Annotated in this window: 12 protein-coding genes; 9 read left to right on the forward strand and 3 right to left on the reverse strand. The window is 63.0% G+C overall.

From position 1 onward, the window contains the following. Positions 1-186 precede the first annotated feature (186 nt). The 8 genes from glpD to P6U23_RS07525 all read left to right on the forward strand — a co-directional run bounded on the left by glpD (position 187) and on the right by P6U23_RS07525 (position 8,830). Positions 187-1,731 (forward strand): glycerol-3-phosphate dehydrogenase, encoded by a 1,545-nt coding sequence (gene glpD, locus P6U23_RS07490; protein WP_407178918.1) that lies wholly within the window; start codon positions 187-189, stop codon positions 1,729-1,731. Then, positions 1,728-2,819: an ABC transporter ATP-binding protein gene (locus P6U23_RS07495; protein WP_407178919.1), complete on the forward strand. Its 1,092-nt coding sequence runs from the start codon at positions 1,728-1,730 to the stop codon at positions 2,817-2,819. The genes glpD and P6U23_RS07495 overlap by 4 nt, the downstream gene beginning before the upstream one ends. Beyond that, positions 2,819-3,904, forward strand: a complete 1,086-nt coding sequence (locus P6U23_RS07500) for an ABC transporter ATP-binding protein (RefSeq protein ID WP_407178920.1) — start codon at positions 2,819-2,821, stop codon at positions 3,902-3,904. The genes P6U23_RS07495 and P6U23_RS07500 overlap by 1 nt, the downstream gene beginning before the upstream one ends. Then, positions 3,904-4,806 carry a carbohydrate ABC transporter permease gene (locus P6U23_RS07505; RefSeq protein WP_407178921.1) on the forward strand — a complete coding sequence of 301 codons (903 nt, stop codon included), beginning with the start codon at positions 3,904-3,906 and terminating at the stop codon, positions 4,804-4,806. Before P6U23_RS07500 ends, P6U23_RS07505 begins: the two co-directional genes overlap by 1 nt. Then, entirely contained in the window at positions 4,806-5,612 is an 807-nt protein-coding gene (locus tag P6U23_RS07510) for a carbohydrate ABC transporter permease (RefSeq protein ID WP_407178922.1), read from the forward strand. The genes P6U23_RS07505 and P6U23_RS07510 overlap by 1 nt, the downstream gene beginning before the upstream one ends. Positions 5,613-5,756: 144 nt before the next feature. Beyond that, a complete protein-coding gene (locus P6U23_RS07515) occupies positions 5,757-6,086 on the forward strand; it encodes a DUF2160 domain-containing protein (RefSeq protein ID WP_407178923.1) in 330 nt (109 codons plus the stop codon). 129 nt (positions 6,087-6,215) lie between these two features. After that, positions 6,216-7,958, forward strand: coding sequence for an ABC transporter substrate-binding protein (locus P6U23_RS07520; protein WP_407181369.1), 1,743 nt, complete (start codon positions 6,216-6,218; stop codon positions 7,956-7,958). Between the two features lie 158 nt (positions 7,959-8,116). Beyond that, positions 8,117-8,830 carry a hypothetical protein gene (locus P6U23_RS07525; protein ID WP_407178924.1) on the forward strand — a complete coding sequence of 238 codons (714 nt, stop codon included), beginning with the start codon at positions 8,117-8,119 and terminating at the stop codon, positions 8,828-8,830. Here the strand turns inward: P6U23_RS07525 and P6U23_RS07530 are convergent. The 3 genes from P6U23_RS07530 to P6U23_RS07540 all read right to left on the reverse strand — a co-directional run bounded on the left by P6U23_RS07530 (position 8,819) and on the right by P6U23_RS07540 (position 12,578). Next, positions 8,819-9,628 carry a tetratricopeptide repeat protein gene (locus P6U23_RS07530; RefSeq protein WP_407178925.1) on the reverse strand — a complete coding sequence of 270 codons (810 nt, stop codon included), beginning with the start codon at positions 9,626-9,628 and terminating at the stop codon, positions 8,819-8,821. The two genes, P6U23_RS07525 and P6U23_RS07530, sit on opposite strands and share 12 nt — an antisense overlap. A 166-nt stretch (positions 9,629-9,794) precedes the next feature. Next, on the reverse strand, positions 9,795-10,895 hold the full coding sequence (locus P6U23_RS07535) for an alkene reductase (protein ID WP_407178926.1): 1,101 nt from the start codon (positions 10,893-10,895) through the stop codon (positions 9,795-9,797). Between the two features lie 345 nt (positions 10,896-11,240). Beyond that, positions 11,241-12,578 (reverse strand): lytic murein transglycosylase, encoded by a 1,338-nt coding sequence (locus P6U23_RS07540; RefSeq protein WP_407178927.1) that lies wholly within the window; start codon positions 12,576-12,578, stop codon positions 11,241-11,243. 282 nt (positions 12,579-12,860) lie between these two features. Between P6U23_RS07540 and P6U23_RS07545 the strand changes: the two genes are divergently transcribed. Then, the gene (locus P6U23_RS07545) at positions 12,861-13,289 is read left to right on the forward strand and encodes a hypothetical protein (RefSeq protein ID WP_407178928.1); all 429 of its coding nucleotides are present in this window, start codon (positions 12,861-12,863) and stop codon (positions 13,287-13,289) included. Positions 13,290-13,464: the final 175 nt, after the last annotated feature.

A 13,464-nucleotide genomic window follows, 5' to 3' on the forward strand; every position in this document is an offset into this window, starting at 1 on the left:
TCATCACGCTTGAGTGTGCGAGCGCGTTACTTGGCCCCATTCTCCCGGCTCCTATTTTCGACCTAATCCAGCCCCCTTTCGCATCTGCAGCATTTTGTTTTCGCTTGCTTTCGTTTCAGTTGTGATTTACCGAAAAGCGAAAGTGAAATCGCCAAAGCGAACGGCGAGCGCCGGGGGAAGCGTCTTTTGGATCGAATTTTTGACCTCGCGATCATTGGCGGCGGGATCAACGGCTGCGGCATCGCCCGCGATGCGGCGGGCCGCGGAAATACTGTCTTCCTCTGCGAAATGAACGATCTGGCGAGCGGGACGTCGTCCTGGTCGACCAAGCTGGTCCATGGCGGCCTACGCTATCTCGAATATTATGAGTTTCGCTTGGTCCGCGAGGCGCTGATCGAGCGCGAAATCCTGTGGCAGATCGCTCCGCACATCATCCGCCCATTGCGATTCGTGCTGCCGCACCACGCCGGCCTGCGTCCGGCCTGGCTGCTCCGGCTCGGCCTCTTCCTTTACGATCATATCGGCGGGCGCGTGCTGCTGCCGCCGACGCGCTCGGTCGATCTCACCAAGGATGCGGTCGGCCGCCCCCTGATTCCCGGGCGCTATAGCCGCGGCTTCGAATATTCCGATTGCTTTGTCGACGACGCGCGATTGGTGGCGCTCTCGGCGCGCGATGCCGCCGACCGCGGCGCCGAGATCCGCACGCGCACGCGCGCGACCGACATCCGTCAGCAGGACGGCATCTGGCAGGTCACGGTCGAAAGCACGCGCGACGGCGCACGTTCGACCATTCGCGCCCGCGCGCTGGTCAATGCCGGAGGTCCGTGGGTGGAGGAGGTGCTGGCGCGAGGGGCCGGTGTCAATGCGCGCGCCAAGGTGCGGCTGGTGCAGGGCTCGCATATCGTGGTCAAGAAGCTCTACGAGCACGACCGCGCCTACATCTTCCAGAACGCCGACGGCCGCATCGTCTTCACCATCCCCTATCAGGACGATTTCACCTTGATCGGCACCACCGATCGCGACTATGAGGGCGATCCTGCCAAGGTGAAGGCGACTGCCGAGGAGATCAAATATCTTTGCGACGCCGTCAGCGAATATCTGGCAAAGCCGGTGGCGCCGGCGGACGTCGTCTGGAGTTATGCCGGCGTGCGTCCGCTCTATGACGACGGCGCGAGCGAAGCCAAGGCCGCGACCCGCGACTATGTGTTCGAGCTCGACACGCCCGGCGGCGCGCCGCTGCTCTCCATCTACGGCGGCAAGATCACGACCTATCGGCGGCTTGCCGAGGAAGCGCTGGAGCGGCTCGATCCTTACCTGCGCAGCGCCAAGGCGCGCGAAGGCTGGACTGCCAAATCGCCGCTGCCCGGCGGCGACATGGATGTCTCCGCGGTGCCGGCGCTGACCGCGGAGCTCATGCGCAACTATCCCTTCCTCACCCGCGACCACGCGAGCCGGCTCGCTCACGCCTATGGCACGCGCGCGGCGCGCTTGCTCGGCGATGCCAAGTCGGCCGATGATCTCGGCGTCTCCTTCGGCGCCACGCTCACCGAAAGCGAGGTCCGATACCTGATGGCCGCCGAATGGGCGATGACCGCCGAGGACATCGTGTGGCGGAGGTCCAAGCTGGGCCTGCGGATGTCCGCCGATCAAATCGCCGCGCTTGATAACTGGATCGTAGCCAACGGCGCGCGTGAGGCAACGCCCCTGCTCGAAGCGGGAGGGCGGTCATGAGCGTCACGCTCGAACATGTGACGCGCGTCGTCGATGGGTTGCCGACCATTCGCGATGTCTCGCTGACGTTAGAGAAAGGGACGCTCGCCGTCCTGCTCGGCCCGACGCTGTCGGGGAAGACCTCGATCATGCGGCTGCTGGCAGGACTGGACAAGCCGACGACCGGCCGCGTGCTGGTCAATGGCGAGGACGTCACCGGCATTGATGTGCGCAGGCGCTCGGTCGCCATGGTCTATCAGCAGTTCATCAATTATCCCTCGCTGACCGTCTATGAAAACATCGCCTCGCCGCTGCGCGTGCAGGGCAAGCCGCGCGAGGAAATCGACAAACGCGTGCGCGAGGCCGCAAGACTGCTGCGGCTCGAGCCTTTCCTCAACCGCACGCCGCTGCAGCTCTCGGGAGGTCAGCAGCAGCGCACCGCGATTGCGCGCGCTTTGGTGAAGGGCGCCGATCTTGTGCTGCTTGACGAGCCGCTCGCCAATCTCGACTACAAGCTGCGCGAAGAGCTGCGCGCGGAACTGCCGCGCATCTTCGAGGCATCGGGCGCGATCTTCGTCTATGCGACCACCGAGCCGTCGGAAGCGCTGCTGCTCGGCGGGCGCACGGTCTGCATGTGGGAAGGCAAGGCGCTACAGGTCGGCGAAACGCCGAAAGTATACCGCCATCCCGAAACGTTGCGCGTTGCGCAGGTGTTTTCCGATCCGCCGCTCAACGTGGTCGGCATCGAAAAGAGGAACGGCTCGGTGCGCTATGCCGGTGGGATCGAGGCGCCGGCCTCCGGGCTTTATACGAGGCTTTCCGACGGCACTTACCGCGTCGGTTTTCGCGCCCATCAATTGGAAATCGGCAAGGGCGTTCCAGGCCGTCACGCTTTTCCGGCGACCGTCTCGGTGACGGAAATCACCGGGTCAGAGAGCTTTGTGCACCTCACCCGCGATTCCGTGAACTGGGTCGCGGTGCTGCACGGTGTGCACGAGTTCGAGCCTGGGCAGACGCTCGATGCGGTGCTCGATCCCGACAACATCTTCGTCTTCGACGGCGCCGATCGCCTGGTCGCATCTCCCGCCTCCAGATGGGGAGATGCCTGATGGCCCGCATCGACCTCGTCGATCTCGCGCATTCCTACCATGGCAACGGCGCCGATACCGAAAGCTATGCACTGAAGCCGATTTCGATGACCTGGCGACAGGGCGGCGCCTACGCGCTGCTCGGCCCCTCCGGCTGCGGCAAGACCACGCTGCTCAACCTGATCTCCGGAATCATCACACCCTCGCGCGGCAAGATCCTGTTCGACGGCAAGGATGTGACGCTGCTCTCGACGCAGAAACGCAACATCGCGCAGGTGTTCCAGTTTCCCGTCATCTACGACACCATGACGGTCGGGCAGAACCTCGCCTTTCCGCTGAAAAACCGCGGCGTGCAAAGGCGCGAGATCGACGCGCGGGTCTCCGAGATCGCGCATCTGCTCGATCTCACGCCGGACCTGCATCGCAAGGCGACGCGGCTCACGGCGGATGCCAAGCAGAAGATCTCGCTCGGGCGCGGCCTGGTGCGCTCCGACGTCGCCGCGGTGCTGTTTGACGAGCCGCTCACGGTGATCGATCCAGAGCTGAAATGGCAGCTCCGCTCCAAGCTGAAGAAGCTGCACCGCGAGCTCGATCTCACCATGATCTATGTCACCCACGACCAGACGGAGGCGTTGACCTTCGCCGACACCGTGGTGGTGATGCATGACGGACGAGTGGTGCAGAGCGGAACGCCGGCGGAATTGTTCGAGAAGCCGGCGCACACATTCGTCGGCTATTTCATCGGCTCGCCCGGCATGAACATCATGTCGGCCGAGGTGAGGGGACGCGAGGCGCGGATCGACGGGCATGTGATTTCCCTCAAGCGCAACTACGACGGCCTGCCGTCAGGAGCGAAGATCGAGATCGGCGTGCGTCCGGAATTCGTCGACATCGCAGCGCCGTCGCCCGGCCTGCTCTCAGCCCAGATCGAGCGCATCGACGATCTCGGCCGCATGCGCTTCGCCCGCGTGCGGGTCGGCGACGTGAAATTCGCTGCGCGCGTGCGCGAAAGCTTTTCCAGCTCCGACGGCCGGTGCGGCCTGATCTTCGATGCCGCGCATGTGCATGTCTATGCCGACAGCCGCCTGGTCGAGGGAGCGCCGTAATGGAGAAGACGGTCAACCAAAAGGCCTGGTTCCTGGTGCTGCCGGTGTTTCTGGTCGTGGCGTTCTCCGCGATCATCCCGCTGATGACGGTGGTGAACTATTCGCTGCAGGACACTTTCGGCAACAACCAGTTCTTCTGGAACGGCGTCGGCTGGTTCAAGGAGCTGCTGGATCCCTCGACCGATCTGGGCGGCCGCTTCTTCGCTTCCCTCTGGCGCAACCTGTTTTTCTCTTTCGTGATCCTGGCGATCGAGGTGCCGCTCGGCATCGTCATTGCGCTGTCGATGCCGCGCCAGGGCTGGCAGGTCGCTGCGTGCCTGGTCATCCTGGCGCTGCCGCTTTTGATTCCATGGAACGTGGTCGGCACCATCTGGCAGATCTTTGGACGGCCCGACATCGGCCTGCTCGGCTATACGCTCAACAGCATCGGCATCAACTACAATTATGTCTCCAATGAGTTCGATGCCTGGGTCACCGTCATCGTCATGGACGTCTGGCACTGGACGAGCCTGGTCGCGCTACTCTGCTATGCCGGGCTGAAATCGATCCCCGACGCCTACTACCAGGCTGCCCAGATCGACGGCGCCTCGCGCTGGGCGGTGTTCACCGCGATCCAGTTGCCGAAGATGAACCGTGTGCTCCTGATCGCGGTGCTGCTGCGCTTCATGGACAGCTTCATGATCTACACCGAGCCGTTCGTGGTGACCGGCGGCGGCCCCGGCAACTCGACGACCTTCATCTCGATCGAGCTCGTGAAGATCGCGCTCGGCCAGTTCGATCTCGGCAAGGCGGCTGCGATGTCGCTGGTCTACAACCTGATCATCCTGATCGTGTGCTGGGTATTCTATACCGTCATGACCAACGCCGGCGCCGGGCGCCGCGTCAAGGAGGGAGCGAAGTGATGCATTCGATTCCCGGCCGCCGCATGATCATCTCGGTGTTCCTGGTCTTCCTGCTGTTGCCGATCTACTGGCTCGTCAACATGAGCTTCAAGACCAACAACGAGATCGTCTCGACCATGACGCTGTGGCCGCAGCATCCGACGATCCAGCATTACGTGCGCATCTTCAGCGACGAAAGCTGGTACTCCGGCTACATCAACTCGCTGAAATACGTCATCATCAACACCATCATCTCGATCTCGGTCGCGCTGCCGGCGGCCTATGCCTTCTCGCGCTACCGTTTCCTCGGCGACAAGCACCTGTTCTTCTGGCTGCTCTCGAACCGCATGGCGCCGGCCGCGGTCTATGCACTGCCGTTCTTCAACCTCTATTCGGCGATCGGCCTGTTCGATACGCCCTGGGCGGTGGCGCTGGCGCATTGCATCTTCAATGTGCCGCTCGCGGTGTGGATTCTCGAAGGTTTCGTGTCCGGCGTGCCGCGCGAGATCGACGAGACCGCGTTCCTCGATGGTTATTCGTTCCCGCGCTTCTTCGTGAAGATCCTGATGCCCCTGATCGCCAGCGGCATCGGGGTGGCCGCGTTCTTCTGCTTCATGTTCTCCTGGGTCGAGCTCTTGCTCGCGCGCACGCTGACGTCGGTGGATGCAAAACCGATCTCGGCGGTGATGACGCGCACCGTGTCGGCAGCCGGCATGGATTGGGGGCTGCTCTCGGCGGCGGGCGTTCTGACCATCATCCCCGGCGCGTTGGTGATCTGGTTCGTGCGCAACTACATCGCGCGCGGCTTCGCGCTCGGGCGGGTCTAGGAGGGCGCATGATCAAGTCGATTATCAGGGACGTGCGCGCCGTCATTGCGAGGAGCGGAGCGACGAAGCAATCCAGAGTCCCACGCGCCGCTCTGGATTACTTCGCTTCGCTCGCAATGACGGGGCGGCGAAGAGGATAGCATCATGGACAGCATCGCATGGATGGCCTGGACGCTGCCGACCGCGATCTTCTTCACGATGATCGCGCTAATGCTCGCCATCATGACCTGGCTCGCCATCGCCTATCCGGAAGTCGAGCGCGTTGGAGTGTTGCGCATTCCGACCACGCGCGGCGACCGTCTGTTTGTTTCATTGATTGTCACCGCGGTCGTGCACCTGTTGTGGATCGGCCTCATCGGCACCGACACCATCGCGACGCTGCCGATCGGCGAAGAAGGTTTTGAAATCTCGAGCCTGTGGCTCGCGCCCGTGATTTCGTTGGGTTTGGCCGTGGTCATTTTTCGCACGGTCTGAGCCTTTCGAGATAAGAGCAGATCCGGGGATCAACTCGGGCCTGATTTAAGTCTGTCGCTGCAACGGAGGAACAACATGCGACACCTAGAACGAAGCAAGGGGCCTTTGTCGAGGTCCCGGATGTTGATGATGACGAGCGCGTTCGCGCTGATGGCCGCCTCGGCTGCGATCACCGCCCCCGCTTACGCCGACGAAGCTGCGGCCAAGAAGTGGATCGACAGCGAATTCCAGCCTTCGACGCTGTCGAAGGACGACCAGATGAAGGAGATGGAGTGGTTCATCAAGGCCGCTGCACCCTTCAAGGGAATGGAGATCAACGTCGTCTCCGAAACGCTGACGGTGCACGAATATGAATCGCGCACGCTGGCGAAGGCGTTCGAGGAAATCACGGGCATCAAGGTCAAGCACGACATCATCCAGGAAGGTGACGTCGTCGAGAAGATCCAGACCCAGATGCAGTCCGGCAAGAACGTCTATGACGGCTGGATCAACGACTCCGATTTCATTGGTACCCATTTCCGCTACGGCCAGGCCGTCGACCTCACCGACTGGATGAAGGGCGATGGCAAGGACGTCACCGATCCGATGCTTGATGTCGATGACTTCATCGGCAAGTCGTTCACCACGGCGCCGAACGGCCATCTCTATCAGCTCCCCGACCAGCAGTTCGCGAACCTCTATTGGTTCCGCTACGACTGGTTCACCAACCCGGAGTACAAGGCCAAGTTCAAGGCCAAGTATGGCTATGACCTCGGCGTGCCCGTGAACTGGTCGGCCTATGAGGACATCGCTGATTTCTTCACCAACGACATCAAGGAAATCAACGGCGTCAAGGTCTATGGCCACATGGACTACGGCAAGAAGGACCCATCGCTCGGCTGGCGCTTCACCGACGCGTGGCTGTCGATGGCCGGCAACGGCGACAAGGGCCTGCCAAACGGCCTGCCGGTCGACGAATGGGGCATCCGCATGGAAGGCTGCCGTCCCGTCGGCTCCTCGGTCGAGCGCGGCGGCGACGTCAACGGTCCCGCGGCGGTCTATTCGATCGTCAAATATCTCGACTGGCTGAAGAAGTATGCCCCGCCGCAGGCGCAAGGCATGACCTTCTCTGAGTCCGGACCGGTGCCCTCACAGGGCAACATCGCCCAGCAGATCTTCTGGTATACCGCCTTCACCGCCGACATGGTGAAGCCGGGTCTTGCGGTCATGAACGCTGACGGCACGCCGAAGTGGCGCATGGCCCCATCGCCGCATGGTGCGTACTGGCGGGAGGGCATGAAGCTCGGCTACCAGGACGTGGGCTCGGCGACGCTGCTCAAGTCCACCCCGGTCGATCGCCGCAAGGCGGCCTGGCTCTATCTGCAGTTCATCGTCTCCAAGACGGTGTCTCTGAAGAAAAGCCATGTCGGTCTCACCTTCATCCGTGAATCCGACATCTGGGATAAGTCCTTTACGGAACGTGCGCCGAAGCTCGGCGGCCTGATCGAGTTCTACCGCTCGCCCGCGCGAGTACAGTGGACCCCGACCGGGAACAACGTGCCCGACTATCCGAAGCTCGCGCAATTGTGGTGGCAGAACATCGGCGATGCCGCGTCCGGTGCGAAGACGCCGCAACAGGCGATGGATTCGCTTGCGGCCGCGCAGGACTCGGTGCTCGAGCGTCTGGAGAAGTCGGGCGTGCAGGGCGCCTGCGGACCGAAGCTCAACAAGAAGGAGACGGCCGAGTACTGGTTCAACAAGTCGGCCAAGGACGGCAACATCGCGCCGCAGCGCAAGCTTGCCAACGAGAAGCCGAAGGGCGAGACCGTCGACTACGACACCCTGATCAAGTCGTGGCCGGCCTCTCCCCCGAAGCGCGCTTCGGCGAACTGACGCACTGTCACCGTCATGGCCGGGCTTGACCCGGCCATCCACGAGAAAGCAAGGCCGGGAGCAATCCCGGCCTTTTGCTTTTTGACGATTGACTCAGCCCGCCGCCGCGGGTTCGGATCAAGCGCGCCCCGCGAAGAGCGGGGAGAGGGAGTTGGCTCATGCGCATGATTTTCCGCTGCGATCCGAACCTTGCGGATCATCTGCCGCGGCCGGTGCCGGCGCGCAGTGCGTTGCCCGATTGGCTGCGCGACATGCCTGCCAACGCCCATTCGGAGATCCACGGGCGCGGCATCCGCACGGTCAAGCAATGCCCGCCCTTCGTCGACGCCATGGCCTATGGCGTGATGATTCTCTTGCCTTGCGACGTCGCGGTCGAGCGCGGCGCGTTTTCGTGGGATTGGAAGATTCCGGAGCCGGCGACGGAAGGGCATCCGCGCGCGCCGCTGAGTTTCCATGTCGCGGCTCAGTTCGCGGGTGCGCCGTTCGCGAACGGCGGGCGGGCTGCGCTGAAATTCAACAGTTTCTGGACCATCGAGCTCGAGGAAGGCTGGTCGCTGTTCGCGACCCACCCGGTCAATCGCGATGATTTGCCGTTCCGTCTGGTCTCGGGCTTGGTGGATGCCGACCGCTTTCACGACGGCGGCATCAATTTCCCCGCCGTCTGGACGAGACCCGACTTTTCCGGTGTGCTGCCGAAGGGCACGCCTGTTGCGCAGTGCTTCGCGGTGCCGCGCGACAATCTTCAGCTCGTGTTCGAGAGTTTGGATGAGGCCCATCAAAAGGCCTACGCGCAAACGGTCGCCGAGGTGCTGGCCAAACCCGGCGTCTACCGCAAGCGCTTTCGCGCCCGACGCGGCCGCCTAACGGTTTAGGACGCGCCGCAGCTCGCTCTCGTCCAGCCACAGCCGTCCATGCGAGGCCGAGGTCAGCGCCATCGCGATCGCGCCGAACATCTCGGGGCGCAGGCGATAGGCTTGCGCATAGGCGGTCATCGCGCCATCTGGATCGCCGGACTCCTGCAGCACGATGCCGAGATTGAGCGCAGCCTCGGCATGATCGGGCTTGATGGCGAGCGCCTTGCGGTAGGCGGCTTCCGCCGCGTGATACTCGCGCCGGTCCTGGCGGACGAGGCCGAGATCGAACCACACCGAAGCTGGCGCCTCGCCCGTCACTGCGCGCTCGAGATAGGATGCGGCCGCCGCGAGGTCGCCGTCCTCGAAGGCGAACCGCCCGAGCCGCGCCGCGGCTTCCTGGTGCTGCGGAATGATCTTCAGGATCGCGCTCCACGCCTCGCGCGCCTGTGGGTGAAAGCCGGCCTGCTCGAGCGTGCGTGCCTTCTCCACGAAAGTCTCGCGCTCCGGCCGAAGCGCGATCGCGCGATCGAGATGCGTCAGCGCGGCAGCGAAATCGCCCGCGCCGCGTGCGATGCGGCCGGCAAGCAGCCGCGCCGCGGCATTATCGGGTCGCTTGGCAAGGCTCGCCTCGATGTGCCGGCGCGCCGCGGTAACGTCGTTCTGCGCGAACAGCACCGCAGCCAGCAAATGACTGAGCATGGGCTCGCCGGGCTGACGAGAGAGGCCTTCTTCGCAAAGCTTGCGAGCTTCATCCGCGCGGCCCGCGTTGAACGCGGCGGCGGCACGGCGAACGATGTCCTCGGCGGTACTCTTCATGCCGGGGACATTAGAACAGATGGTAGTACGCTGTCATTCCGGGGCGCGTCGAAGACGCGAACTCAGGTGTGCACTTGCACATCTGAGAATCTCGAGATTCTCAGGTGCGCAATTGCGCACCAGTTCGGTGCTGTCGCACCGCCCCGGAATGACGATCTGGCGAGAGCTATTCCGCCGCTTCCGTCTCCAGTGTCGGATAGTCCGTATACCCCTTGGCGCCGCCGCCATAGAACGTCGATTTGTCCCAATCGTTGAGCGGCGCGCCGCGCTTCAAGCGTTCCACCAGATCGGGGTTGGAGATGAACGGCTTTCCGAACGCGATCAGGTCGGCCGCGCCTTCCGCCAGAACCTTGGTCGCAAGCTCGAAGTCGTAGGCGTTGTTGGCGACATAGGCACCGCTAAAACGCTTGCGCAAGCTTGCATAGTCGAACGGCGCGATGTCGCGCGGCCCGCCGGTCGCGCCCTCGATCACATGGATGTAGACCAGCTTCAGCGCATTGAGCTGATCCACGATGTAGTCGAACAGGGGTTGCGGGTTGGAGTCGGAGATGTCATTGGCCGGCGTCACCGGCGAGATGCGAATGCCGGTGCGCTCGGCGCCGATCTCGGCGCTGACGACCTTGGAGACCTCCAGCATCAGTCGCGCGCGGTTCTCGATTCCTCCGCCGTAAGCATCCGTGCGCTTGTTGGCGCCGTCCTTTGCGAACTGGTCGAGCAGGTAGCCATTGGCGCCATGAATTTCGACGCCGTCAAACCCCGCTTCGCGGGCATTGGCCGCGGCACGCTTGAAATCGTCGATGATGCCGGGGATTTCGGAAAGCTCGAGCGCGCGCGGTTCGGAGACGTCGGCGAAACTGCCGCCCACGAAAGTCTTGGTCTTGGCGCGGATCGCGGACGGCGCAACCGGCTTGCCGCCGCCTGGCTGCAGCGATGTGTGGGAGATGCGTCCGACATGCCAGAGCTGGATGAAGATGCGCCCGCCAAGCTCATGCACGCGGTCGGTGACCTTGCGCCAGCCCGCAACCTGCTCCTTTGAATAGATGCCCGGCGTGTCCTGATAGCCCTGGCCTTGCTGCGAGACCTGGCTCGCTTCGGTGATCAAAAGGCCCGTGGAGGCACGCTGGCCATAATATTCGGCCGCAAGCGGGCCCGGCATCATGCCAGGGGGGACCGCACGGTTGCGGGTCAAGGGTGCCATCACCAGGCGGTTGGGCAGCGTGATCGGGCCAAGCTTGTACGGCTCAAACAATTTGGTCGGTGTGCTCATCGGGATGTCTGGGTGGAAGGTTTCAGGTCAGGGACAAGTGGGCATTGCAGCAGTCTGTGCAATGCCGCAAGTCATTCCTCCCACGCAGACGAGCCGCGCGAAGCGCTGTTCAAAAAGATTCATTCGGATTTCAGATCGGTACGAAAGAAAGGTGCTAACGACTGCCTTTGGTTTGGAGTGTTTCTTCTCGTCATTCCGGGGCGATGCGATAGCATCGAACCCGGAATCTCGAGATTCCGGGTTCGGCTCTATCGAGCCGCCCCGGAATGACGCAGGCCGGAATCTCGCGCTGCGATCTCTAGACTCCGGCCTCGCGCTTGCGCGGCCCGGAATGACTGCCCGGACTTACCGCATTGGCGGCAGCGCGGCTGCGGCGGGCTGGGCGCGCGGGATGCCACGCATCCGCGCCAGCAATTCTGCCGTCGGCCAGGAATCCGCGGGCAGGCCGTACTTGATTTGCATCGCCTTCACGGCCGTGCGGCTTTGCTGGCCGAGTACGCCGTCGACCTTGCCGACATCAAAACCCGCGCGGACCAGAAGCTGTTGCAATTCCTTGATCTCGTTGAACGGGAGTTGCGCGACCGGTCCTGCGGGCCTTCGCATCGGCGGCGCGCCCGCAATACGCGTAGCCAGGTAGGCGGCTGTGGTGGAGTAGATCAGCGAATTATTCCATTCTGTGTAAGCCGCGAAATTCGGATAGGCGAGAAATGCGGGACCCATCCGCCCCATCGGCAACAGCACCGATGCCGGCAGATTGTCGCTCGGCAGTGCGCGTCCGTCCGGATAGGTCACGCCCAGCGTTATCCACTTCGAGCGCGGCAACTGGATGGTGAGGTCGGCCTGCGCGTAAGGGAAATTCTGCGGCAGGCGGATTTCCTCGAGCCACGGCTCGCCGCGCCGCCACTTCAGGCCGTTGGCAATATAGTTTGCGGTCGAACCGATCACGTCCGGTCCGCTGCGCAGCAGGTTGCGCCGGCCGTCGCCGTCATAGTCGACGGCATAGGTGAAATAATGCGTCGGCAGAAATTGCGTCTGGCCCAACTCGCCGGCCCAGGAGCCGATCATCTCGGAAGGCGAGAGATCGCCGCGATCGATGATCTTCAGCGCCGCGATGGTTTCATTCTGGAAACGCTCGGAGCGGCGGCAGTCGTAAGCGAGCGACACCAGCGAAGGCAGCACCTGCAGGTTACCCATGTTGGCGCCGAAATCGCTTTCCAGTCCCCAGAATGCGGCGATCACCGCGGGCGGCACCCCATACTCCTTCTCCGCGCGCGCAAAAGCTGCGGCATAGGTTCGGATGTGTGCCTGGCCGTTCTGCATCCGATAGTTCGCGGCCATGCGCCCGGCGAACTCGGTGAAGAGCTGGCCGAAGACGCGCTGCCCGCGGTCGCGGTTGACGATACCCTGGTTGTAGGTGAGGTAAGGCGAGGCCTCGGCAATCGCCTGTTGTGACACGCCTTCCGCGATCGCTCGCTGCTTCAGTTCGCTCAGGAATTTCTCGAAGCTTGCGCCATTATGGCAGGACGCGGCCCGCAGCGAGGGCGCACCGGCGGGTCTCGCGGGCACCGCCGCGGGCCTTATCGGTGCAGGAAATGATTGCTGAGCGGATGCCGGCGGCGATAGCGCCAATAACGCTGCAACGATCGCAATCGCAGTTCGGATTCCAGGCAAAAGGATCGGCATCGATCTGACGGCCTCGCGCAAACCAGGATCCTTCCGGAATACCCGAACGCCGGGAAAAAGGAAATCTCTCCGGGTTCACGCGAGAACGGATGTGCACTACAGTGAGACCGGGGCGCTTCACGCGCTCATCGATTTCTGCAGGCTGCGCCAGGGTGACCGTAGCGACAAATTTTAATTCGTTCTTGTCCAGTCATTAACCACCGCGCAATCGCCGCGTGGCGGTCCACAGTTTCGCCCTCTAGTGGAATGAAACATTAGCTCTCTTTAGGGCAATGTTTTAACATGTTGAGAAATGGTGAATACGCGGCATGGTTCCGCACTTCGCGCGGCGAAGGCACGGGGATCGTGCATCTTGCGGACGGCAGGATTTCAGGCCGCGACAGCTTTTTCAGCTACAGCGGGTCCTACGAAATCGAGGACGATCGCTTCACCGCCACCTTAACAACGCGCCGCTATGCCGATGGTCCGACGACGTTGTTCGGCGTCGACGAGGTCGAGGTGAAGCTGACCGGCACCATCAACGGCACCATCGCGTGCTGCTCCGGCATCTCCGAGCAGGCGCCGGGCGTGCATTTTGAAGCCACGTTGTTCCTGAACCAGGAGCCCCCGGAGCCGGAGGTCAAGCACCCAATGTCCGCCAACGTGGCGAAATTGCCGAAGAAGATCGGGGCAGGCTATCGCGCGCGGCACCCATTCCTTTCGGGACGCTGATCGACCCCATTCGCGCCACGGCAGCGCGACGCACGGCGCCGGCATCGCACAACTCCAGGGGAGTCAGGAACCTGACCCTCGGTTGGGGTGTTGGGGTTGCAGATCGGCGCCTGCGCCCGACCTCTACTCTCGTCTTGATCAAGGCAGGAGAGCGCGATGGAACGCATCCTTCTTG

Source organism: Bradyrhizobium sp. STM 3562 (genome assembly GCF_045571435.1).
In the GTDB taxonomy this organism is placed as follows: Bacteria; Pseudomonadota; Alphaproteobacteria; order Rhizobiales; family Xanthobacteraceae; genus Bradyrhizobium.